This window comes from Pseudomonas sp. NPDC096925, from assembly GCF_044762545.1.
Taxonomy (GTDB): Bacteria; Pseudomonadota; Gammaproteobacteria; order Pseudomonadales; family Pseudomonadaceae; genus Aquipseudomonas.
The window spans coordinates 154,175-177,123 of record NZ_JBIWEM010000001.1; the positions used below are offsets into that span (position 1 = coordinate 154,175).

Here is a 22,949-nt window from a genome sequence, read left to right on the forward strand (position 1 = left end):
TATAGCCTCAAGCGGCTGGTTTCACGGCTAACGGTCAGGACACCTTACGTTGGGGGGCTTTGTGCACCATGGTGTAGGCGTAATCAACGCCCATGCCGTAGGCACCGCTGTGTTCCACGACCAGGTCCATGACCGCCTGGTAGGTGTCCTTGTGTGCCCAGTCACGCTGGTATTCCAGCAGAACCTGCTGCCAGGTCACCGGAATCGCACCGGCCTGAATCATGCGCTGCACCGACATGTCGTGTGCTTCCTGAGTGGTGCCACCCGAGGCGTCGGTGACGATGTACACCTCGTAGCCGGCTTCCATGGCTTCCAGAGCCGGGAAGGTCAGGCAGACCTCGGTCCACAGCGCGGCCATGACCAGCTTCTTGCGGCCGGTGGCCTTCACGGCTTCAACCAGCTTGGCGTCTTCCCAGCTGTTCATCGAGGTGCGCTCGATCGGCTTGGCGCCCGGGTTCACTGCCAGCAGTTCGGGCCAGATGTAACCGCTGAAGCTTTCGGTTTCGACCGAGGTGTAGATGGTCGGCACGTTGAAGATCCTGGCGGCCTTGGCCAGGCCAACGGTGTTGTTCTTCAGGGTCTGACGGTCGATCGACTGGACACCGAAAGCCATCTGCGGCTGGTGGTCGATCAGGATCAGAGCGGAGTTGGTTGGGTTCAGCAGTTCGCGTTTGGACATGGTCGTGATCTCTTCAGAATGGTTGAAAGCCATGGGTTTTAAATGGGTCACCGCGCTGTGCCGGTGGCGTTGTCTGCGGTATGGATGCCATTCTGACGAAGGGTCTATTTCAAGACAATTAGGCTTAAACGGGAATGATTGTTCCTATTTTGGGGACAATTAAGCTGCTCGCTTACGCAGACACTATCCATCCGGATAGTGCCTTTTAATGCTTCTAATGAACGGACGGGTGAATCTGGCACGCTGACTCAGCCCACCTCCACCCGTGGTCCCGACTCGATGCAAACATCCGAAATTCATTACATCCGCACTCTGTCAGGGTTGGTCCTGAGCGAGGCGGAGTGTTCGAGTTTCCGATTTGCCAGGCATTACCACTTGGATTACCACATTGGGCTGGTTACCGACGGCATTTTCCGCCAATGTCTGCAAGGCCTTTCATGCACGCAACAAGCTCGCCTCGATACTTATAGACCGATCTGTTTGAGATTCGAACTGGAAAATGGCGCCAGTCTAAGCCTGAACTTTCCAGGTGAGAGGCATAGGCGTGAAGGTGTTTAAGGAGAGCGTTTACCGTTTTAACATCTCGATGCTGAGTCTGGATTTTGTCTAACGTCCACAGATTCACCTCTGACCAGCTCGCACCCGTATCCCAGAAAATTTGCGGAAGGTGTTTGATGTCAGGTAGGCGTAGATGGGGGGGTAAAGGAGGAGGGACCACAGGAGGTGGTGGAGGAGACAGGAGAAAGGTGAACGTATTCCAGACAAGCCATATGAGCCTCCTCTAAAGAGCTGCCCGAGATGAGCTCGAGCTAGCACTTTACAGATTGACAGCCAACCATCGTGTCCATAGGTTGGCACATGATGGTTGGCTGCCAATGAGCACTCACTATACGTTGAAGCGGAAGTGCATCACATCGCCGTCCTTGACGATGTAATCCTTGCCTTCCAAGCGCCATTTACCGGCTTCCTTGGCACCGCTCTCACCCTTGAACTGGATGAAGTCGTCATAGGCCACCACTTCAGCGCGGATGAAGCCTTTTTCGAAGTCGGTGTGGATCACGCCAGCGGCTTGTGGTGCGGTGGCACCGACGCGTACGGTCCAGGCACGTACTTCCTGCACGCCGGCAGTGAAGTAGGTTTGCAGGTTCAGCAGTTCGTAACCGGCGCGGATCACGCGGTTCAGGCCAGGCTCTTCCAGGCCCAGGGCCTCAAGGAACATGTCCTTCTCTTCACCGTCTTCCAGCTCGGCGATTTCCGCTTCGATCTTGTTGCACACCGGCACCACCACCGCGCCTTCTTCCTCGGCAATGGCCTTGACCACGTCCAGGTGCGGGTTGTTGTCGAAGCCGTCTTCGGCCACGTTGGCGATATACATCACCGGCTTGCTGGTCAGCAGGTGGAAGCCGCGGATGACCGCCTTGTCTTCGGCGCTCATGTTCTTCATCAGGCTGCGTGCAGGCTTGCCTTCGGTGAAGTGCGGGATCAGCTGCTCGAGGATGGCCTTCTGCGCCAGGGCGTCCTTGTCGCCGCCCTTGGCGTTGCGGGCAACCTTCTGCAACTGCTTCTCGCAGCTGTCGAGGTCGGCGAAGATCAGTTCGAGGTCGATGATCTCGATGTCACGCTTGGGGTCGACGCTGTTGGAAACGTGGATCACGTTCTCGTCTTCGAAGCAGCGCACCACGTGGGCAATGGCGTCGGTCTCGCGGATGTTGGCGAGGAACTTGTTGCCCAGGCCTTCGCCTTTCGAAGCACCAGCCACCAGGCCGGCGATGTCGACGAATTCCATGGTGGTCGGCAGGATGCGGTTTGGCTTGACGATTTCAGCCAGCGCATTCAGGCGCGCATCGGGCATTGGCACGATGCCGCTGTTTGGCTCGATGGTGCAGAAAGGGAAGTTCTCCGCCGCGATGCCAGACTTGGTCAGGGCGTTGAACAGGGTGGACTTGCCGACGTTGGGCAGGCCGACGATGCCGCAATTGAAACCCATGGGTATTCCCCTCTCTAAGGAAATCAGGCCTTCTGGCTGTGCAGCTCGCGCATCGCTTTGGCGAAGTCGCCGGCAAGCACGTCCGGCAGCACGCCGAGGGCAAAATCGATGCTGGCGTCGAGCTTCTCCTGCTCGGCGCGCGGCGCGCGGCCCAGGACGAAGTTGGAGACCAGTTTGGCGTCGCCCGGGTGGCCGATGCCAAGCCGCAGGCGGTGGAAGTCGTTCTGGTTGCCGAGCTGCGCGATGATGTCGCGCAGGCCGTTGTGCCCACCATGGCCACCGCCGCGCTTGAGCTTGGCGACGCCCGGGGGCAGGTCGAGTTCGTCATGCGCCACCAGGATCGCTTCCGGCTTGATGCGGAAGAAATTGGCCAAGGCCGCCACGGACTGGCCGCTACGGTTCATGTAGGTGGTGGGGATGAGCAGACGAACGTCGTTGCCCTGATGGCTGAATTTAGCCGTCAGGCCGAAATATTTGCGGTCAGCGGTCAACGAGACGCGCTGGGCGCTGGCAATGCGTTCAACGAAAAGAGCCCCTGCGTTATGCCGGGTCTGTTCGTATTCGGGGCCGGGGTTACCCAGGCCGACGATCAACTGGATGGCGGTCACGTCAGGGGCTCTTCCTTGGAGTTGGTGGGTTACAGGGCGCGCGGCACTGTAACCCGATCAACGCCGGCGCGCGAGTGGATTACTCGGCAGCGCCTTCTGCTTCTGGAGCAACGCGTGGAGCGTGAACGTTGGCAACAGCTTTGTCATCACCGTGGGCCAGAGCTACGAACTCTACGCCTTTCGGAGCTTTCAGGTCCGACAGGTGGATGATGGTGCCGATTTCAGCGTTGGCCAGGTCAACTTCGATGAACTCAGGCAGGTCTTTGGCTTCGCAGGAAACTTCGATCTCGGCTTCTACGTGGGAGATCTCGCCGCCTTTCTTGACCGGGGCTTCTTCGTTGACGAAGTGAACCGGTACCTTGGCGGTCAGTTTCTGGCCAGCAACGACGCGAACGAAGTCGGCGTGCATGATGAAGCCTTTGGCCGGGTGACGCTGCAGGGCCTTGACCACGACGTTTTGCTTGGCGCCGTCGACGTTCAGTTCCAGAACGTGGCTGAAGGCAGCCTCGTTTTCGAACAGCTTGGTGATTTCCTTGGCCAGGATGGTCAGGGACTGGGCGTCCTGGTTACCACCGTAGACAACGGCTGGGATGTTGGCGGAGTGACGCAGGCGGCGGCTCGCACCTTTCCCCAGGTCAGTACGCGCTTGGGCGTTCAGAGTGAATTCGGTCATTTTGTTTCTCCAAAATAGCCCCCCGAGGGCGTTTGCGACCAGCGCCAACGGGGATGGCAAAAAAGCCCCGCCCCAACAACCAGTGTTGGGGCGGGGCGCTTTTCGTCAGCGTGTGTTCCGCTTAGCGGAACATCGCGCTGATCGATTCTTCGTTGCTGATGCGGCGGACCGCTTCAGCGACAACCGGTGCGATATCCAGCTGGCGGATACGGTCACAGGCTTGAGCAGCGGCGGACAGCGGAACGGTGTTGGTCACCACCAGCTCGTCCAGTACCGACTTCTCGATGTTCTCGATCGCGCGGCCCGACAGGACAGGGTGCGTGCAGTAGGCGTAAACCTTGGCAGCGCCGTGTTCTTTCAGGGCTTTGGCCGCGTGGCACAGGGTGCCGGCGGTGTCGACCATGTCGTCTACCAGGATGCAGGTGCGCCCTTCGACGTCGCCGATGATGTGCATGACCTCGGAGTGGTTAGCCTTCTCGCGGCGCTTGTCGATGATACCCAGGTCGACGCCCAGGGACTTGGCGACGGCACGTGCGCGCACGACACCACCGATGTCCGGGGAGACGATCATCAGGTTCTCGAAACGCTGGTCTTCGATATCGTCGACCAGTACGGGCGAGCCGTAGATGTTGTCGACCGGGATATCGAAGAAACCCTGGATCTGGTCAGCGTGCAGGTCGACGGTGAGTACACGGTCGATACCGACGACAGTGAGCATGTCAGCGACGACTTTGGCGCTGATGGCTACACGTGCCGAACGCGGACGGCGGTCCTGGCGGGCGTATCCGAAGTAAGGAATCACGGCGGTGATTCGGGATGCTGAGGAGCGGCGGAAGGCGTCGGCCATCACTACCAGTTCCATCAGGTTATCGTTGGTCGGGGCACAGGTCGGCTGAATAATGAAGACGTCTTTACCACGAACGTTTTCATTGATCTCGGCACTGATCTCGCCGTCGGAGAACTTACCGACAGAGACATCACCGAGAGGGATATGCAGCTGACGTACTACACGCCGAGCCAGATCGGGGTTGGCATTCCCCGTAAAGACCATCATCTTGGACACGCGCAGTACCTGAAGGCTGAGGGTAACCTGGATGAGTATAAGGAAAATGGCAGGGGCGGCTGGATTCGAACCAACGCATGGCAGGATCAAAACCTGCTGCCTTACCGCTTGGCGACGCCCCTGTATCTGTTGCTGCGAACGCTTATGCGCTCGACTTCTTGACCAGACTTTGCAGCTTGCGATGCAACATCGAAACGTTGCTTCCTTTCGCCACAAACCCTGTTTGGGTCGCTGAAAGAAGGGCCAGAACTTTATCAGCTTCGGCTTTGCTTGGGAAGGCCCCAAACACACAACTTCCAGTACCGGTTAATCGAGCCTCAGTGAATTTGCCCAGTGAATTCAACGCATTGCGAACTTCCGGGTAACTCTGCTCTACCACCGGTTGGCAGTCATTTCGACTGTTTCCCTCGGGAACGGGGCGCATCTTAAGGGGGAGCGAATCACGTGTCAACTGTGGATGTGAAAAAATTTCTACTGTGCTGACAGACACTTGCGGCACCAGCACGACATACCACGGCTCCTCCGGGTCGACCGGGGTCAGTTGTTCACCCACGCCCTGGGCGAATGCCGCGTGGCCGCGCACGAATACCGGTACGTCGGCGCCCAGGCTCAGGCCCAGTGCGGCCAGGCGGTCTTCGTCCCAGTCCAGTTGCCACAGGTGGGTGAGGGCCAACAGGGTAGTGGCGGCATCCGAGCTGCCGCCGCCGATGCCACCGCCCATGGGCAGCACCTTGCTCAGCCAGATGTCGGCGCCCAACGTCGTGCCGGATTGCTCCTGCAGCTTGCGCGCGGCACGCACGATCAGGTTGCTGTCGTGCGGTACCGCCTCGATCTCGGTATGCAGGCGGATCACGCCGTCGTCACGCAAGGCAAAGTGCAGTTCGTCGCCGTGATCGAGAAACTGGAACACGGTTTCCAGCTCGTGATAGCCGTCGGCGCGGCGGCCGATGATGTGCAGCCACAGGTTGAGCTTGGCCGGGGCGGGCAGGGTAAGGGTTTGCATGTATCAGTGTCCCAGCTGGCGCGGCTGCCAGTCCTTGACCACCAGGGTCACGTCGATGTCCTTGCCGTGCAGCTTGAGGCGCTCGGGCAGCCAGTAGCCGTTCTGTTCGGTGTAGCTCAGGTACTGCACCTGCCAGCCATCCTGGTCGAGGCTGGCCAGGCGGCTGTCGCTGTCCAGGGTCAGCTTGCTCTTGCTGTCGGGGGCGGGCAGGCCGCGTACCCACCAGACCAGGTGCGAGACCGGCAGCTGCCAGCCCAGCTGTTCTTCCAGCAGGGCTTCGGGGCTGGGGGCCTCGTAGCGGCCCTGGTTGGCCACTTCCAGCACCACGCCGCCGGGGCGCCCGGTCAGACGTGCGGCGCCACGGCCCAGCGGGCCGGCCAGGCGAATGTCGTAGTAGTCCTGGCGTTGCAGCCAGAACAGCGTGCCGCTACCGGAGTCGCGTGGGGCACGGATGCCGACCTTGCCGTTGATCTGCCAGCCATCGAGGCTGCTCAGCTGCTCTTTATGGGCGCGCCACTGCTGCGGGTTGCCGTGGCCCTGCAGGGCCTCGCGGCTACCGAAGCCGGCACAGCCGGCCAGCAGGGCGATCAGGGTGAAGGTAATGCAATGGCGCAGGAACATGGCGTTAGAGAGTCTCGGATCCGGTCAGGCGCAGGAGGGTCTTGCGCAGGATGGGGCTGTCGGCCTGGGCTTCGAAGCCCTTGGCCCAGACCTGGCGGGCTTCGCGGCGCTTGCCGTTGGCCCATAGCACTTCGCCCAGGTGGGCGGCCACTTCGTGGTCGGGGAAGCTGGCAAAGGCCTTGCGCAAGTAGGTTTCAGCCTCGTCGAGGTTGCCCAGGCGGTAGTTGACCCAGCCCAGGCTGTCGAGCACCGCCGGGTCGTCCGGGGTCAGCTGATGGGCCTTGTCGATCAGCGCCTTGGCTTCGCTGTAGCGGGTGGTGCGGTCGGCCAGGGTGTAGCCGAGGGCGTTCAGGGCCATGGCATTTTCCGGCTCGCGGGCGATGATGGCGCGCAGGTCTTTTTCCATCTGCGGCAGGTCGTCACGCTTCTCGGCCAGCATGGCGCGGGTGTACAGCAGGTTGAGGTCGTCCGGGTAGCGCTGGATGGCTTGCTGCAGCACCTGGCTGGCCTGGGCGTCCTTGTTGTTGTTGCTGTAGCTTTCCGATTCGATCAGGAACAGCTGGATGGCGTAATCCGGCTGGGCTTCGCGGGCGTCGGCGAGCAGGCGGGAGGCCTCGGTACCACGGCCGTTGGCGATCAGGATGTCGGCCTGGCGCAATTGCGCCGGCAGGTAGTCGGGGCCCGGGCCGACCAGGGCGTATTCACGCAGGGCGCCAGCGGGGTCGTGGCGCTCCTCGCGGATGCGGCCCAGGTTCAGGTGCGCGGCGTCGACGTTGCTGTCGCGCTCGATCAGCTCCTGCAGGTAGCCCTCGGCTTCATCCCAGTCCTTGTTTTCCAGGCACACCAGGGCCAGCGAATAGCGCAGTTCGTCGTCGTCGGGGTATTGCTGGACCAGGCTGAGGAACTCGCCCTTGGCATCTGCGATGCGGTCCTGTTCGACCAGGGTGCGGGCATAGGTCAGGCGCAGGCGCTTGTCGTCCGGGTTGTCGCGAATCGCGCCGCGCAGCAGTGGCAGGGCCTCCGGGCCGCGGTTCAGGGCTTGCAGCAGGCGCGCGCGCAGCAGGATCGGGGCGACTTCGTCGTTTTGCGGCGGGTGCGACTCGAGCAGCTCCAGAGCTTCTTCGGCCTTGCCGTCCTGGTTCAGCAGCAGGGCCTTGCCGAACACCAGCTGGCTGTTGTCCGGGTACTTCACCAGCAGGCGCTCGAAGCTTTGCAGCAGGCCGTCGCGGGTGCCCTGGTCGGTTTCGGCGGCGGACAGGGCGAGGAAGTCGAAATGGGTGTCGCCTTGGCCCTGCAGCACCTTTTCCATGTACGCCATGGAGTCGTCATAGCGGCCGGCGCGGGCCAGCTGGATGGCGGCGGCGCGCTGGGCGTCGAGGTTCTGCGGGTCGTTGCGGGCCCAGACCAGGGCGTTGTCCAGCGCCGGTTCGTCGGCGCCGAGGTATTCGGCAATGCGGTAGGCGCGCTCGGAAACCCCCGGGTCCTGGGTTTTCGCGGCCTGGTCGGTGTAGTTGGCCAGGGCGATGTCGAAGCGGTTGCGTTGGCCGGCCAGCTCCGCCACCAGCAGGCTATAGAGCGTGTCCTGCTTGAACGAGCCATACACCACGGGCTTTTCCGCCTCGGGTTTGCCGGCCTCGGCGACGGGAGGCTCGGCCTTTTGCGGGGCCAGGCTCTGGCAGCCCTGGAGCAGGGCGAAGGCAAGCAGCAATGCGTATGGTTTGTTCATAGAAGGCTTATTGGAGGACTCACCGGCGGTCGGAGCATGATGACACAAGCGCGGGGGCAAACCCACCTGTGCTGTGGCTGGTTAACTGCGACCTTTGAGGGGGGGGAAGGGTTCCGGACAGGTTGGTTGTGCCGGGTGTATGGCTTGATTGGTGTGGTGGTGCGGAGATCGAGCGCCGCCCGCGCGGCGCTTCGCGGGACAAGCCCGCTCCCACATTTGTTGCAACGTGGCCATGTCTGTTGGAGAGGCGTTGCCAGCCTTGGTGCATGTCTTCAGACAAGTGGGGCTGCGGATGTGTCCACCTCGAAATAGAGTCGAGCCAACAAGGCGTGCAACCATGGCCTGACAGGTTCGGCACGTTGCAACAAATGTGGGAGCGGGCTTGTCCCGCGAAGCGCCGCGCGGGCGGCGCTCGATTTTACAGGCGCAGAAAGTGTCAAGGCGAACACCAACGGTGGTTGTCCTGAAACCTGCGAAAGAGGACAATTATCGGCTTCTCGTCACAACCAGCGACCTTGCATGGCCTTTCTTGCACTTGGTATCAACCATAAGACTGCCTCGGTAGACGTACGCGAGCGCGTGGCGTTTACCCCAGAGCAGCTGGTAGACGCCCTGCAGCAGCTCTGCCGACTGACATCCAGCCGCGAAGCGGCGATCCTGTCGACCTGCAACCGTAGCGAGCTCTATATAGAGCAGGACCACCTGTCCGCCGATGCCGTGCTGCAATGGCTGGCCGACTATCACCGCCTCAGCCTGGACGAGCTGCGCGCCAGCGCCTACGTGCACGAAGAGCACGAGGCGGTGAAGCACATGATGCGGGTGGCCTCCGGCCTGGACTCGCTGGTGCTCGGCGAGCCGCAGATCCTCGGCCAGATGAAGTCCGCCTACGCCGTGGCGCGTGAGGCCGGCACCGTCGGCCCGCTGCTCGGGCGCCTGTTCCAGGCCACCTTCAGCGCCGCCAAGCAGGTGCGCACCGACACCGCCATCGGCGAAAACCCGGTGTCGGTGGCGTTTGCCGCAGTCAGCCTGGCCAAGCAGATCTTCAGCGACCTGGGCCGTAGCCAGGCCCTGCTGATCGGCGCCGGCGAAACCATCACCCTGGTCGCCCGCCATCTGCATGAGCAGGGCGTGCGCCGCATCGTCGTGGCCAACCGTACCCTGGAGCGGGCCAGCATCCTGGCCGAGCAGTTCGGTGCGCACGCGGTACTGCTGGCCGACATCCCCCAGGAACTGGCCAACAGCGACATCGTCATCAGCTCCACCGCCAGCCAGCTGCCAATCCTCGGCAAGGGCGCGGTCGAGAGCGCGCTGAAGCAGCGCCGGCACAAGCCGATCTTCATGGTCGACATCGCCGTACCGCGCGATATCGAAACCGAAGTCGGCGAACTGGACGACGTCTACCTGTACACTGTCGATGACCTGCACGACGTGGTGGCGGAAAACCTCAAGAGCCGCCAGGGCGCGGCCCAGGCCGCCGAGGAACTGGTGTCGGTGGGGGCCGAAGATTTCATGCTGCGCCTGCGCGAGCTGGCCGCGGTGGACGTGCTCAAGGCCTATCGCCAGCAAAGCGAGCGCCTGCGCGACGAAGAACTGCAAAAGGCCCAGCGCCTGCTGGCCAACGGCGGCAACCCCGAAGACGTATTGGCCCAACTGGCCCGGGGGCTGACCAACAAACTCCTGCATGCGCCAAGCGTGCAACTGAAAAGGCTCTCGGCCGAGGGCCGCCTCGATGCGCTGGCCATGGCCCAGGAACTCTTTGCCCTCAACGAGGGCTCGACGGACAAATCCCCGCAATGAAAGCGTCGCTGCTGAACAAACTGGAAATCCTCCAGGACCGCTTCGAAGAACTCACCGCACTGCTCGGTGATGCCGAGGTCATTTCCGACCAGACGCGCTTTCGCGCCTATTCCCGTGAGTACGCCGAAGTCGAGCCGGTCTACGCTGCTTATAAAGAGTGGCGCAAAGTCCAGGACGACCTCGAAGGTGCCCAGGCGCTGCTCAAGGACAGTGACCCGGACCTGCGCGAAATGGCCGTGGAAGAAGTGCGTGAAGCCAAGGAACAACTGCTGACGCTGGAGTCGCAGCTGCAACGCATGCTGTTGCCCAAGGACCCCAACGACGGCCGCAACGTGTTCCTCGAAATCCGTGCCGGCACCGGTGGCGACGAGGCAGCGATCTTCTCCGGCGACCTGTTCCGCATGTATTCGCGCTACGCCGAAAAGCGTGGCTGGCGCCTGGAAATCCTCTCCGAGAACGAAGGCGAACACGGCGGCTACAAGGAAATCATCGCTCGCGTCGAGGGGGAGAGCGTGTACGGCAAGCTCAAGTTCGAGTCCGGCGCGCACCGCGTACAGCGCGTGCCCGAGACCGAATCCCAGGGCCGTATCCACACCTCCGCGTGCACCGTGGCGGTACTGCCCGAGCCGGACGAACAGGCGGCCATCGAGATCAACCCGGCCGACCTGCGCGTGGACACCTACCGCGCATCCGGTGCCGGTGGCCAGCACGTCAACAAGACCGATTCGGCGATCCGTATCACCCACTTGCCAACCGGTATCGTGGTCGAGTGCCAGGAAGAGCGTTCGCAGCACAAGAACCGTGCCCGCGCCATGTCCTGGCTGTCGGCCAAGCTCAACGACATGCAGACCAGCGCGGCGCAGAACGCCATCGCCACCGAGCGCAAGCTGCTGGTCGGCTCTGGCGACCGTTCCGAGCGCATCCGCACGTACAATTATCCGCAGGGCCGGGTGACCGACCACCGTATCAACCTGACCCTGTACTCGCTGGACGACATCCTCGCCGGCGGCGTGGAGGCGGTGATCGAACCGCTGCTGGCCGAGTACCAGGCCGATCAACTGGCCGCCCTGGGGGACTGATGACCATCATCGCCAGCCTGCTGCGCAACGCGCAGTTGCCAGAATCGCCCACCGAGCGGCTGGATGCCGAGCTGCTGTTGGCTGCGGCCATCGGCAAGTCGCGCAGCTACCTGCATACCTGGCCCGAGCGAATCGTCAGCAGCGAAGACGCCGAGACCTATGCCGGTTACCTGCAGCGCCGCCGTGGCGGCGAGCCGGTCGCCTACATTCTCGGGCTGCAGGGCTTCTGGAAGATCGACCTGGAAGTGGCGCCGCATACCCTGATCCCGCGGCCGGATACCGAGCTGCTGGTCGAAGCCGCCCTTGAGCTGCAACCTGCCACGCCGGCCAAGGTCCTTGACCTGGGCACCGGCACCGGCGCGATTGCCCTGGCCCTGGCCAGTGATCGCCCGGCCTGGCAGGTAACCGCAGTGGACCGAGTGGAGGAGGCCGTCGCCCTGGCCGAGCGCAACCGCCAGCGCCTGGGCCTGGAAAACGTCCAGGTACGGCTCAGCCACTGGTTCGACAGCCTGGCCGGCGAGCGTTTCGACCTGATTGTCAGCAACCCGCCCTACATCGCCGCCGCAGACCCGCACCTGGTTGCCGGTGATGTGCGCTTCGAGCCCAGCAGCGCGCTGGTGGCCGGTGCCGATGGCCTGGACGACCTGCGCGTAATCGCCGCCCAGGCCCCCGCGCACCTGTTGCCGGGTGGCTGGTTGTTGCTGGAACACGGCTACGATCAGGCAGCGGCGGTGCGCGCCCTGCTGGCTGAACAAGGTTTCATCGAGGTCGCCAGCCGCATGGATCTGGGCGGTCATGAACGCATTACCCTGGGGCGCCTGCCATGTTGAGTGATCAGGAACTGCTGCGTTACAGCCGGCAGGTATTGCTGGCCCAGATCGATATTGACGGCCAGTTGCGGCTCAAGCAGAGCAAGGCGCTGATCGTCGGGCTCGGTGGCCTTGGCTCGCCAGTTGCCCTGTACCTGGCCGCCGCCGGGGTGGGGGAGCTGCACCTGGCCGACTTCGACACCGTCGACCTGACCAACCTGCAACGCCAGGTCATCCACGACAGTGCCAGCGTCGGCATGAGCAAGGTCGATTCGGCCTTGCAGCGCTTGCAGGCGATCAACCCGGAAATCAGCCTGGTCGCCCATCGCCAGGCGCTGGACGAGGATTCGCTGGCGGCCGCCGTGGCGGCGGTCGACCTGGTGCTGGACTGCTCCGACAACTTCGGTACCCGTGAGGCGGTCAACGCCGCCTGTGTCGCGGCTGGCAAGCCGCTGGTCAGCGGTGCGGCGATCCGCCTGGAAGGGCAGTTGTCGGTGTTCGACCCACGGCGTGACTACAGCCCTTGCTACCACTGCCTGTACGGCCATGGCAGCGAAGCCGAACTGACCTGCAGCGAAGCCGGCGTGATCGGCCCACTGGTGGGCCTGGTAGGCAGCCTGCAGGCGCTGGAGGCGATGAAGCTGCTGGCCGGGTTCGGCGAGCCGCTGGTCGGCCGCCTGCTGTTGATCGATGCGCTCGGCACTCGTATCCGCGAATTGCGGGTCAAGCGCGACCCGGCTTGTGCGGTCTGCGGCAAGCGCGATGGCTGAGCGTTCGGCGCCGGTCGGCGTGATGGACTCCGGGGTTGGCGGCTTGTCGGTACTCGCCGAGATCCAGCGCCTGCTGCCCAACGAGACGCTGCTGTACGTGGGTGATTGCGGCCACATACCCTACGGCGAGAAGTCGCCGGACTATATCCGTGAGCGTCTCCGGCGCATTGCTGCGTTCTTCCATGAACAGGGCGCCAAGGCCATGGTACTGGCCTGCAATACCGCCACGGTGGCGGCGGTGGCCGACCTGCGCGAGTTGTACCCGAACTGGCCGCTGGTGGGCATGGAGCCGGCGGTGAAGCCCGCTGCCGCCGCCACGCGCTCTGGCGTGGTCGGTGTGCTGGCCACCACCGGTACCCTGCAGAGCGCCAAGTTCGCCGCCTTGCTCGACCGTTTTGCCAATGACGTACAGGTCATCACCCAACCTTGCCCGGGGCTGGTCGAGTTGATCGAGGCCGGCGACCTGGCCAGCCCGGCGCTGCGCCAGTTGCTGCAAGGTTATGTTCAGCCGTTGCTGGCCGCTGGCTGCGACACGCTGATCCTCGGCTGCACCCATTACCCCTTCTTGCGCCCGTTGCTGGCCGGCATGGTGCCAGCCGACGTGGCCATCATCGACACTGGCGCCGCGGTGGCGCGCCAACTGCAGAGGCTGCTGGGCGCGGATGACCTGTTGGCTGAAGGACCGGCTCGGGATACCCGTTTCTGGACCAGTGCTGATCCGCAATCTCTCAGGAAAATCCTACCTTTGCTGTGGCATAAGTCTGGCAGTGTGCAAAGCTTTTCATTGTAAAGAAAACCTGAAAAGCAACTGAACTACCGTACCGCTGCCGTTTTCTACCGCCTTGCCTGATATGAGGCGGACACTAATAACAGCAAAGAAGGATGTTGCTCATGAAGAAGCTGCTCGGCTTGGCGGCGGCTGCCGTCTTCACCCTGGGGCATTCATTGTCGGCGCAGGCTGCCGATGTTTCGTTTTCGGTGGGGCAGACCGGTGACTCGACCATGGTCTACCGGTTGGGGCTGCAATCGAATTGGGAGGCGAGCTGGTGGCAGACCAGCGTGGGGCGCCTTACGGGGTACTGGGATGGGGCCTACACCTATTGGGATGGCGACAAGACCGCGAGCAACCACAGCCTGTCGTTCGCGCCGGTGTTCGTTTATGAGTTTGCCGGGGAGTCGGTGAAGCCTTACATCGAGGCGGGGATCGGTGTGGCGGCATTCTCCAGCACCGAACTGGAAGACAACGAACTGGGCTCGGCGTTCCAGTTCGAGGACCGCATCGGCTTTGGTTTGCGCTTTGCCGGTGGGCATGAGATTGGCGTGCGGGCGATTCACTATTCCAACGCGGGCATCAAACAGCCCAACGATGGCGTGGAGAGCTACAGCCTGCATTACCGCATGGCGCTCTGAGCGCTCCTGTGCCGGCCTCTTCGCGGGTAAACCCGCTCCCACAGGGTGGACTGTATCTTGAGTGCAGTGGTGTACCTGTGGGAGCGGGTTTACCCGCGAAGAAGGCAGTGCCGATGCCAGACTCTACCGCGTCAACGGCCACAGGCCATTGAGGTCCAAAGCCTCCAGCACAAGCTCAGGTTCCCTCTGTGGCCAGCGCCGCAGCAGTTCTTCTGCCGCATTCTGCGGCGTCCACACCTCTGGTATTGCCTGCGCCGGGGTTACAGGTGTCTTCAACGACTGCGGCCCAACCACTGTTAGCTCAACCCCCAGAGCCTTCAACGCCTGACGCTGCTCGCGCACCCACTGCGGCAAGTTGTTCCAGCCCGCAGTCACCTGCGTCGGCGCATATAGCTGCAAGGCCGAATACCGGTTGAACACCGCCATCACCTGCGGCGAGTCACCCTTCGCCAGCAAGGGCAGCGCATTGGCCAGGCAATGCTCGCTGGCCAACTGGTTGCCAGTGACGAGCGCCTCGAACAACTCGCTGTCCGCCACATCGTCCACCAGGTAATCGCTGGTACCGGCGTTGATGATCAAGCCATCCAGCGAGCACCAGGCATGGCAGATCTGTTGGCTGGCCTGGGCCGCCTGCTGTTCTTCATGCAACTGCCAGGGCAAGCGCAACAATTGGCTGCCATAACGCGCCGCCAAGGCATCCAGTGCCTCGCTGTCCTTGCCGCTGGCGGCTACCCGGTGTCCTTCAGCGAGCAACTCTTCCACCAGCGCCAGGCCTAGTCCATTGCCGGCGCCCGTTACCCAGATACTGCGTGCATTGTTCAAGATAGCGCCCTCTGATCCTGCCGGCGCGGGAGGCCCTTGAACGCCTCCAGCGCGCGCTGGCGACTGCTGTCAAGATCGACGATTGGACTGTAGTAGGATTGTCTGGCAAAAAGATCGGCTGATCTTACGGGAAGATGAATGGTTTTTTCATCCAGCCCCTGCAATTCCGGCAGCCAGTGCCGAATGAAACGCCCCTGCGGGTCGAAACGCTGCGACTGTGAAACCGGGTTGAAGATGCGGAAATAGGGCACTGCGTCGGTGCCGGTGGACGCGCTCCACTGCCAGCCGCCGTTGTTGGCGGCCAGGTCGCCGTCTATCAGGTGGCGCATGAAATGCCGCTCGCCCTTGCGCCAGTCGATCAGCAGGTTCTTGCTGAGGAACATGGCCACGATCATGCGCAGGCGGTTGTGCATCCACCCAGTGTGCAGCAGTTGGCGCATGGCGGCGTCGATGATCGGGAAGCCGGTACGCCCCTGTTCCCAGGCTTCAAGGTCGGCCGGTGCGTCGCGCCAGGGCAGGGCTTCGGTCTGGGCGCGGAAGGCGCGGTGACGCGAGACCTGTGGATAACCGGTCAGGATGTGTTTGTAGAATTCGCGCCAGAGCAGCTCGTTGATCCAGGTTTGCACGCCGCTGCTACCGCTGTCGAACTCGCCGCGGTTGCTGGCCAGGGCGCCGTGCAGGCACTGGCGCGGCGAGATCACGCCAGCGGCCAGGTAGGCGGAGAGCTGGCTGGTGCCGGGCCTGGCAGGCAAGTCGCGCAGTTGTTGGTAGTCGTCGATGGTCTCGTCGAGAAAGCGGGTCAGCCGCGCTTGTGCCTCGGCTTCACCGGCCGGCCAGTGGTCGCGCAGGGCCTGAGCGGGTTTTTCGAAGCCGTCCACGTGCTGGGGGATCGGGTCGCTGCTGATCTGCAGCGGTGCCTGGCGTTTGACTCGGTGGGCCAGGGCGGGGAGGCCGCGGTGCAAGTGCTCCAGGCAGCTCTTCTTGAACTGGCTGAACACCTGGAAGTAGTCGCCGCTGCGGGTAAGGATGGTGCCCGGGCGGAACAACAGCTGGTCGAGGTGGCTGTGGGCCTGGATGGCCGACTTTTCCAGCAGCGCCCGGGTGGCGGTGTCGCGACGTTGTTCGTTGATGCCGTACTCCTCGTTCCAGTGCACGCTTTGCACCTGGTGTTGGCGGCAGACATCGAGCACCGCCTGTGGCGCCTGGTCCCAGGTGTCGATCTTGCGGATCAGCAGGGGAATGTTCAGGCGTCCCAGCGACTGGCGCAGGTCGCGCAGGTTGCGCAGCCAGAAGTCGACTTTGCAGGTAGCGTCGTCGTGGGCCTGCCATTGCCCGGGGCTGACCAGCCACAGGGCGACGGTCGGGCCGCGCTCGCTGGCGGCGCTGAGCGCGGTGTTGTCATCGATGCGCAGGTCACTGCGCAGCCAGGTCAGGTGCATGGTGCGGTCATCTCTACGGGCTGGCGGTCATGGGCTTGCAGCAAACGCAATGCCGCCTGTGGGGTATCGAACAGGGCGAGGTTGGGCAGCCGGAGGGCTCGCAGCCGGGCTTCGTGCAGCGCCAGCGTTGGCCCACCGAGCAAGGTCGGTACGGGCAGGTTGGGCAGGGTGCGTTGCAGCGCCTTTTCATCGATGCGTGGCCCCAGGTGCAGAAGCACGGCGCGCGGTTTGAGCATGGTGACGGCGCATTGCAGGTGCGCGCCGGCAATGGCGTGCTCCAGCACTTCGACTGGCAGGCCGTTGCTGGTGAACAGCCAGGCGCACAACCACAAATCGGGGTTGAAGGTGCGTTCGCTGTCTTCAGCCAGCAAGATGGCAGGGCCTTGCAGCAACTGGTTGTCGTGGTAGACCCGGGCGCCCAGCTTGCTGCGCAGCCAGCTGTGGAAAAACACCTGCTCCAGCCGTGCATTGAAGTAGTTGCGCCAGCGCAGCTCCAGGAGGTCGAGCAGCGGCAACAGCAACTGCTCGCACAGGGTGACGGCCGGGTACAAGGCCATCGCCTGGTTGAGCTGCTGGTCGAGGGCGCGCTGCGACAGCGTGGCAATGGCCTCGATCAGCTGGAACTGCCGGGCTTGCCAGTCGCCTTTCGGCGCCGTGCTGGCCGGTTTGTCGAGCAGCTCACGTACCTGGCTGACGGAGGCACCGCGCTGCAGCCAGGCGAGGATCGCCTCGACGCGTGCGACCTGCTCCAGCGGATACAGGCGATGGCCCTTGGCAGTGCGTTGGGGCTTGAGCAGGCCGTAGCGGCGCTCCCAGGCGCGCAGGGTGACGGGGTTGACGCCCGTGCGGCGAGCCAGTTCGCCGATGGGCAACAGGATTTCAGACGGCATTGCGCAGGCCCAGGCGCTCTGGGTGCGGCTGCAGGTAGGCCTGTTGCTGCAGATACGGGTCGGGGTGCTTGCGCAAGTGGTGCTTGAGCAGGGTCAGCGGCACCACCAGCGGCACAACGCCTTGCTGGTATTGGCCGATGACGGTCTGCAGCTCGGCTTTGTCCTGCTGAGTGAGCGCGTCCTTGAAGTAGCCGCTCAGATGCTGCAGCACGTTGCCATGGGTGCCACGGCTGGCGCAGCGGCGCAGGGCCTGCATCAGCTGGCTGAAGTAGCGCGGGCCGATGCTTTGCGGGTCGTCTTCCTTGCTCATGCTGCCGAGCAGGCGCCCCAGGCTGCGGTAGGCTTGGGGGTTGTTGGCCATCAGCAGGTACTTGTAGCGTGAGTGGAAGCGCACCAGGGCGCCCCGGCTCAGGCCTTCGGCCAGCAGGCGCTGCCAGTCGGCGTAGGCGTACACGCGGCTGATGAAATTCTCGCGCAGCACCGGGTCGTGCAGGCGGCCTTCTTCTTCCACCGGCAGGTCTGGGCGCCTTGCGCAGAACGCCTGGGCATACACGCCCCGCCCGCTGTTGAAGGCCGGATGGCCATTGTCCTGGTACACCTTGACCCGCTCCAGGCCACAGGAGGGCGATTTCTGCATGAAAATGTAGCCGCAGATATCGTCGAGTTCGGCGGCCATTTGCTCGCCGTAGCTGCGCAGCGGGCCGGTCAGGTCCATCCCGGGGTTGCGGGTTCCGACCACTTCCGGTTGCTCGGGGTCGCCGACCAGGCGGATCGGGTCGCGCGGTACGCCCAGGCCGATGGCCACCTCCGGGCACACCGGCAACCAGTCGAAGTGTTCCTCGAGCTGCGTGCGGCACAGGTCGGAGGCCTTGTGGCCGCCGTTATAGCGCACGCTGTGCCCGGTCAGACAGGCGCTGATGGCGATACGCGGCTTGCTGTGGGCGGATGAGTCGTGCATGGGCTGTCTCCAGATAACCTGTACGAAACCAAAAATTTGTACAGGTTTATTCCAGCACAGCCCTGAAGTTATGCAAACCAGTTTTTTTGTATAGCTCTACATCACTCGAGGTGTTCGAGCAGCCGGCGCGCAGCTTCCTGGCCGCTGAGCCAGGCGCCCTCGACCCGCCCGGACAGGCACCAGTCGCCGCAGGCATACAAGCCTTGGTCTGCATCGGCCAGCGCGCCCCATTCATGGTTGCTGCTCGGGCGGGCATACAGCCAGCGGTGGGCCAAGGCAAAAGTAGGTGGCGGCACCACGCAGCCGACCAGTTCGGCGAACTCGCCCCTCAGCTGTTCGATCACCTCTTCCTTGGGCAGGTCGATGTGTTGCCGGCTCCAGTTCGAGGTAGCGTGCAGTACCCAGGTGTCGAACTTCTCGTCACGCCCGGGTTTGCTACGGTTGCGCGCCAGCCACTCGAGCGGGTTGTCCTGCACGAAGCAGCCTTGCATCGGCGTGTCCAGCGGGGTCTGGAAGGCCAGGGCGACGGCCCAGGTGGGCTCCATCTGCACGCCGGCGGCCACGGCGGCGAGCTTGGGGGTGGAGGCCAGCAGCGGGGTGGCCTGCGGTGCCGGCACGGCGATCACCACGCGGCTGTAGGGGCCGTGGCTGCAGCCTTCGGTGTCCTGCAGGTGCCAGTATTGCTTGCCGCGGAACACCTCGGCGATGCGGCAGCCGAAGTTGACCGTCACGTCCTTGAGCAGGCCGCGGGTGATTGCACTCATGCGCGGCACACCCACCCAGCGCGTCTGCTCGTCGGGGGAGGGGGTGAGCTCACCATCGCGGTAGTTGTACAGCTGCGGTTTCCATTGTTCGGCCCAACCGGCGGCGACCCACTGCTGCACCTGCTCGACGAAGCGCCGGTCACGGGCGGTGAAGTACTGGGCACCCAGGTCCAGCGCGCCGACTTCGCTGCGCTTGCTGGCCATGCGCCCGCCACTGCCGTGGCCCTTGTCGAACAAATGCACGGATTGCCCGGCCTTTTGCAAGGCCTGGGCGGCTGACAAGCCGGCTATACCGGCCCCGATGATGGCGATAGGTACTGTCATGATGGCCTCTTCAAACCTTGCTGTAAGCAGACTACGCTGTCAGGTAAACCTGTACAATGCACAAAATTTGTATAAGGTTATTCCGCGTTGGCAGACAGGTTGACCTATGTTTATCCGAGAGCGTCGGGTCAAAAAAGTGCCTTGATGTTAAAAATAGACCACCGCCGCATTCTGCGAGGACACAGCCATGCATATATTGCTGACAGGTGGCACCGGGTTGATTGGCAAGCACCTGTGCCAGTACTGGCTCGGCCAGGGTCATCGCCTGACGGTGTGGAGCCGGCGACCTGAGCAGGTGCCGAAAATTTGTGGCACCGGCGTGCGTGGCATCGCCCGCCTGGAGCAACTGGAGGCGGATGATCAGTTGGACGCGGTGATCAACCTGGCCGGCGCGCCGATTGCCGACCGGCCCTGGACAGCCGCCCGGCGCAACCTGCTGTGGGCCAGCCGCGTCACCCTCACCGAGCAGTTGCTGGCCTGGCTGGGCACCCGTGAACAGCGCCCGCAAGTGCTGATCTCCGGCTCTGCGGTGGGCTGGTACGGAGACGGTGGCGAACGCGAGCTGACCGAGGCTTCACCGCCGGTGCGCGAAGATTTCGCCAGCCAGCTGTGCATTGCCTGGGAAGAGACGGCCCTGCGTTCCCAGGCCCAGGGTATTCGCGTGGTGCTGGTGCGTACCGGGTTGGTGCTGGCCAGTGATGGCGGCTTTTTGTCGCGCCTGCGCGTGCCCTTCAAACTGGGGCTGGGCGGGCCTTTGGGCGACGGGCGGCAGTGGATGCCCTGGATCCATATAGACGACCAGGTCGCCCTGATTGATTTTCTCTTGCAGCACAAGGATGCCAGCGGTCCTTATAATGCCTGCGCCCCGGAGCCGGTGCGCAACCGCGAGTTTGCCAGGCGCCTGGGGCGCACCCTGCACCGGCCGGCGTTGCTGCCGGTGCCGGCACTGCTGCTCAAGGCCGGCCTGGGTGAGCTGTCGACGCTGCTGCTCGGCGGCCAGCGCGCGCGCCCGGTACGTTTGCTGGCGGCAGGCTTCACCTTCCGCTTCAACGATTTGCAATCGGCCCTGGACAACCTGTCCAGCCGCCTCTGACATAGGACGCTGCATGACCGATCACGCTCTGCTGCTGGTCAACCTGGGTTCCCCGGCCTCCACCTCGGTGGCCGATGTGCGCCGCTACCTCAACCAGTTCCTCATGGACCCTTACGTGATCGACCTGCCTTGGCCGGTACGGCGCCTGCTGGTGTCGCTGATCCTGGTCAAGCGCCCGGAGCAGTCGGCACACGCCTATGGCTCGATCTGGTGGGACGAGGGCTCGCCACTGGTGGTGCTGACCCGTCGCCTGCAGGCGGCGATGGTCGAGCACTGGCCCCATGGCCCGGTGGAGATTGCCATGCGCTATGGCCAGCCAGCCTTGCCCGAGGTTCTTGAGCGCCTGGTGGCCCAGGGTGTGCGCAAGGTGACCCTGGCGCCGCTGTACCCACAGTTCGCCGATAGCACGGTAACCACTGTAGTAGAGCTGGCCAGGCAGACGGTCAGTGAACGCCAGTTGCCGTTGCAGATGCGCGTGCTGCAGCCGTTCTACGAGCACCCGGACTACATCGAGGCACTGGGCGCCAGCGCCAGGCCTTACCTGGAGCAGGATTACGATCACCTGTTGCTGAGCTTCCACGGCTTGCCGGAACGGCATCTGAAAAAGCTGGACCCGACTGGCAAACATGACTTCCAGGCGGCCGATTGCTGCAAGGATGCCAGTGCCGATATGCGTGCGGTGTGTTACCGCGGGCAGTGCCTGGCCACGGCCAGGGCCTTTGCGCAGAAAATGGGCATACCCGATGGCAAATGGTCGGTGTCTTTCCAGTCGCGGCTGGGGCGGGCCAAGTGGATCGAACCCTATACCGAGGCGCGGCTGGACGAACTGGCCAAGGCCGGGGTGAAGAAGCTGCTGGTGATGTGCCCGGCGTTCGTGGCCGATTGCATCGAGACGCTGGAGGAGATCGGCATGCGCGGCAGCGAGCAGTTTGTCGAGGCGGGCGGGCAGGAGCTGGTGCTGGTGCCTTGCCTGAATGATCACCCGGAGTGGGTGAAGGTGCTGGCGGGAATGTGCGAAAAAGCCTGAGTCCAAGGTTGCCTGTTCTGGCCTCTTCGCGGGTAAACCCGCTCCCACAGGTTTTGCACAAGGCCTGAGGGCAGCGGGGTACCTGTGGGAGCGGGTTTACCCGCGAAGTGGCCGGGTCAGGCTAAAGCCGAATCAAGGCAACTGATCATCCAGTTTCTTGTGCTTCCAGCCATCATTGCCCGGCAAGATCAGGTTCAGGGCAATAGCCACGATGGCGCACAGGGCGATGCCCTTCAGGCCCCAGTCATCCGGGCCGTCACCGCTGCCGATCAGCACGCCGCCGATACCGAACACCAGGGTTACCGACACGATCACCAGGTTGCGCGCTTCGGCCAGGTCGATCTTGTGGCGGATCATGGTGTTCATGCCCACCGCCGCGATCGAGCCGAACAGCAGGCACAGGATGCCGCCCATCACCGGTACCGGGATGCTCTGCAGCAGCGCGCCGAACTTGCCGATGAAGGCCAGGGTGATGGCGAAGACCGCCGCCCAGGTCATGATCTTCGGGTTGTAGTTCTTGGTCAGCATCACCGCGCCGGTCACTTCGGCATAGGTGGTGTTGGGCGGGCCGCCGAACAGGCCGGCTGCGGTGGTGGCCAGGCCGTCACCCAGCAGGGTGCGGTGCAGGCCAGGCTTCTTCAGGTAGTCACGGCCGGTCACGCTGCCGACCGCGATCACCCCGCCGATGTGTTCGATCGCCGGTGCCAGGGCAACCGGGACGATGAACAGGATGGCCTGCCAGTTGAACGCTGGCGCGGTGAAGTTGGGCAGCTCCAGCCACGGTGCGGCGGCGATCCTGGCAGTGTCGACCACGCCAAAGGCGAAGGACAGGGCAAAGCCTACCAGCACGCCGGCAATGATCGGCACCAGGCGGAAGATGCCCTTGCCGAACACGGCGACGATCAGCGTGGTCAGCAGGGCCGGCATCGAGATCATCATGGCGGTCTTGTACGGCAGCAGCACGCTGCCGTCACCGGCCTTGCCCATCGCCATGTTGGCGGCGATCGGCGCCATGGCCAGGCCGATGGAGATGATCACCGGGCCGATCACCACCGGTGGCAGCATGCGGTCGATGAAACCGGTGCCTTTGATTTTCACCATCAGGCCCATGAAGGTGTACACGAAGCCTGCGGCCATCACGCCGCCCATGGTCTCGGCCAGGCCGAACTGGCCCTTGGCGAGGATGATCGGGGTGATGAAGGCAAAGCTCGAGGCCAGGAACACCGGTACCTGGCGGCCGGTGACCAGCTGGAACAGCAGGGTGCCGATGCCGGCGGTGAACAGCGCGACGTTCGGGTCGAGGCCGGTGATCAGTGGCATCAGCACCAGCGCGCCGAATGCCACGAAGAGCATCTGCGCGCCCGAAACGACCTGGCGCCAGAGCGGGTCGTTGAAGCCGTCCTGCAT

At 63.5% G+C, this 22,949-nt stretch carries 22 protein-coding genes and 1 tRNA gene; 8 read left to right on the top strand and 15 right to left on the bottom strand.

Annotated features, from left to right (window positions below; genetic code table 11):
- Positions 1 to 34: 34 nt before the first annotated feature.
- The 9 genes from ACIQYU_RS00775 to ACIQYU_RS00815 all read right to left on the bottom strand — a co-directional run bounded on the left by ACIQYU_RS00775 (position 35) and on the right by ACIQYU_RS00815 (position 8,360).
- The gene (locus tag ACIQYU_RS00775) at positions 35 to 679 is read right to left on the bottom strand and encodes a hydrolase (RefSeq protein ID WP_207832420.1); all 645 of its coding nucleotides are present in this window, start codon (positions 677 to 679) and stop codon (positions 35 to 37) included.
- 886 nt (positions 680 to 1,565) lie between these two features.
- Entirely contained in the window at positions 1,566 to 2,666 is a 1,101-nt protein-coding gene (gene ychF, locus ACIQYU_RS00780; protein WP_063911218.1) for a redox-regulated ATPase YchF, read from the bottom strand.
- 23 nt (positions 2,667 to 2,689) lie between these two features.
- Positions 2,690 to 3,274: an aminoacyl-tRNA hydrolase gene (gene pth, locus ACIQYU_RS00785; protein ID WP_008099045.1), complete on the bottom strand. Its 585-nt coding sequence runs from the start codon at positions 3,272 to 3,274 to the stop codon at positions 2,690 to 2,692.
- A gap of 79 nt (positions 3,275 to 3,353) precedes the next feature.
- Entirely contained in the window at positions 3,354 to 3,947 is a 594-nt protein-coding gene (locus ACIQYU_RS00790; RefSeq protein WP_087502895.1) for a 50S ribosomal protein L25/general stress protein Ctc, read from the bottom strand.
- A 121-nt stretch (positions 3,948 to 4,068) separates the two neighbouring features.
- Positions 4,069 to 5,010 carry a ribose-phosphate pyrophosphokinase gene (locus tag ACIQYU_RS00795; protein ID WP_016391678.1) on the bottom strand — a complete coding sequence of 314 codons (942 nt, stop codon included), beginning with the start codon at positions 5,008 to 5,010 and terminating at the stop codon, positions 4,069 to 4,071.
- A 47-nt stretch (positions 5,011 to 5,057) separates the two neighbouring features.
- Positions 5,058 to 5,132, bottom strand: a tRNA-Gln gene (locus tag ACIQYU_RS00800).
- Positions 5,133 to 5,152: 20 nt separating this feature from the next.
- Positions 5,153 to 6,013: a 4-(cytidine 5'-diphospho)-2-C-methyl-D-erythritol kinase gene (gene ispE, locus ACIQYU_RS00805; protein WP_207832422.1), complete on the bottom strand. Its 861-nt coding sequence runs from the start codon at positions 6,011 to 6,013 to the stop codon at positions 5,153 to 5,155.
- 3 nt (positions 6,014 to 6,016) lie between these two features.
- Positions 6,017 to 6,634, bottom strand: coding sequence for a lipoprotein insertase outer membrane protein LolB (gene lolB, locus ACIQYU_RS00810; RefSeq protein WP_207832423.1), 618 nt, complete (start codon positions 6,632 to 6,634; stop codon positions 6,017 to 6,019).
- Positions 6,635 to 6,638: 4 nt separating this feature from the next.
- Positions 6,639 to 8,360 carry a tetratricopeptide repeat protein gene (locus ACIQYU_RS00815; protein ID WP_207832425.1) on the bottom strand — a complete coding sequence of 574 codons (1,722 nt, stop codon included), beginning with the start codon at positions 8,358 to 8,360 and terminating at the stop codon, positions 6,639 to 6,641.
- 519 nt (positions 8,361 to 8,879) lie between these two features.
- Between ACIQYU_RS00815 and hemA the strand changes: the two genes are divergently transcribed.
- From hemA to ACIQYU_RS00845, 6 genes are all read left to right on the top strand, one after another.
- On the top strand, positions 8,880 to 10,157 hold the full coding sequence (gene hemA / locus ACIQYU_RS00820) for a glutamyl-tRNA reductase (RefSeq protein WP_063911223.1): 1,278 nt from the start codon (positions 8,880 to 8,882) through the stop codon (positions 10,155 to 10,157).
- On the top strand, positions 10,154 to 11,236 hold the full coding sequence (prfA, locus tag ACIQYU_RS00825; RefSeq protein ID WP_013970909.1) for a peptide chain release factor 1: 1,083 nt from the start codon (positions 10,154 to 10,156) through the stop codon (positions 11,234 to 11,236). Before hemA ends, prfA begins: the two co-directional genes overlap by 4 nt.
- Complete coding sequence (gene prmC, locus ACIQYU_RS00830; RefSeq protein WP_207832427.1) at positions 11,236 to 12,066, top strand: peptide chain release factor N(5)-glutamine methyltransferase; 831 nt, start codon at positions 11,236 to 11,238, stop codon at positions 12,064 to 12,066. Before prfA ends, prmC begins: the two co-directional genes overlap by 1 nt.
- On the top strand, positions 12,060 to 12,815 hold the full coding sequence (locus ACIQYU_RS00835; protein ID WP_013970911.1) for a molybdopterin-synthase adenylyltransferase MoeB: 756 nt from the start codon (positions 12,060 to 12,062) through the stop codon (positions 12,813 to 12,815). The genes prmC and ACIQYU_RS00835 overlap by 7 nt, the downstream gene beginning before the upstream one ends.
- The gene (gene murI / locus ACIQYU_RS00840; RefSeq protein ID WP_207832429.1) at positions 12,808 to 13,605 is read left to right on the top strand and encodes a glutamate racemase; all 798 of its coding nucleotides are present in this window, start codon (positions 12,808 to 12,810) and stop codon (positions 13,603 to 13,605) included. The genes ACIQYU_RS00835 and murI overlap by 8 nt, the downstream gene beginning before the upstream one ends.
- Positions 13,606 to 13,706: 101 nt before the next feature.
- The gene (locus tag ACIQYU_RS00845; RefSeq protein ID WP_207832431.1) at positions 13,707 to 14,225 is read left to right on the top strand and encodes an acyloxyacyl hydrolase; all 519 of its coding nucleotides are present in this window, start codon (positions 13,707 to 13,709) and stop codon (positions 14,223 to 14,225) included.
- 123 nt (positions 14,226 to 14,348) lie between these two features.
- Here the strand turns inward: ACIQYU_RS00845 and ACIQYU_RS00850 are convergent, their stop codons facing one another.
- From ACIQYU_RS00850 to ACIQYU_RS00870, 5 genes are all read right to left on the bottom strand, one after another.
- The gene (locus ACIQYU_RS00850) at positions 14,349 to 15,047 is read right to left on the bottom strand and encodes an SDR family oxidoreductase (RefSeq protein ID WP_207832433.1); all 699 of its coding nucleotides are present in this window, start codon (positions 15,045 to 15,047) and stop codon (positions 14,349 to 14,351) included.
- On the bottom strand, positions 15,044 to 16,486 hold the full coding sequence (phrB, locus tag ACIQYU_RS00855) for a deoxyribodipyrimidine photo-lyase (RefSeq protein ID WP_233693840.1): 1,443 nt from the start codon (positions 16,484 to 16,486) through the stop codon (positions 15,044 to 15,046). Before phrB ends, ACIQYU_RS00850 begins: the two co-directional genes overlap by 4 nt.
- Positions 16,477 to 17,376, bottom strand: coding sequence for a MerR family transcriptional regulator (locus tag ACIQYU_RS00860; protein WP_207832437.1), 900 nt, complete (start codon positions 17,374 to 17,376; stop codon positions 16,477 to 16,479). Before ACIQYU_RS00860 ends, phrB begins: the two co-directional genes overlap by 10 nt.
- Positions 17,366 to 18,334, bottom strand: a complete 969-nt coding sequence (locus ACIQYU_RS00865) for a DUF523 and DUF1722 domain-containing protein (protein WP_233687306.1) — start codon at positions 18,332 to 18,334, stop codon at positions 17,366 to 17,368. Before ACIQYU_RS00865 ends, ACIQYU_RS00860 begins: the two co-directional genes overlap by 11 nt.
- A 101-nt stretch (positions 18,335 to 18,435) precedes the next feature.
- Positions 18,436 to 19,422, bottom strand: coding sequence for an NAD(P)/FAD-dependent oxidoreductase (locus tag ACIQYU_RS00870; protein ID WP_063911231.1), 987 nt, complete (start codon positions 19,420 to 19,422; stop codon positions 18,436 to 18,438).
- A 187-nt stretch (positions 19,423 to 19,609) separates the two neighbouring features.
- Between ACIQYU_RS00870 and ACIQYU_RS00875 the strand changes: the two genes are divergently transcribed.
- Both ACIQYU_RS00875 and hemH read left to right on the top strand, forming a co-directional pair.
- Positions 19,610 to 20,515, top strand: a complete 906-nt coding sequence (locus tag ACIQYU_RS00875; protein WP_402797813.1) for a TIGR01777 family oxidoreductase — start codon at positions 19,610 to 19,612, stop codon at positions 20,513 to 20,515.
- Positions 20,516 to 20,528: 13 nt separating this feature from the next.
- On the top strand, positions 20,529 to 21,542 hold the full coding sequence (gene hemH, locus ACIQYU_RS00880) for a ferrochelatase (RefSeq protein WP_207832442.1): 1,014 nt from the start codon (positions 20,529 to 20,531) through the stop codon (positions 21,540 to 21,542).
- A gap of 132 nt (positions 21,543 to 21,674) precedes the next feature.
- On the opposite strand, the gene ACIQYU_RS00885 is transcribed toward hemH, so the two are convergent.
- Positions 21,675 to 22,949, bottom strand: coding sequence for a uracil-xanthine permease family protein (locus tag ACIQYU_RS00885; protein WP_046616023.1), 1,275 nt, complete (start codon positions 22,947 to 22,949; stop codon positions 21,675 to 21,677).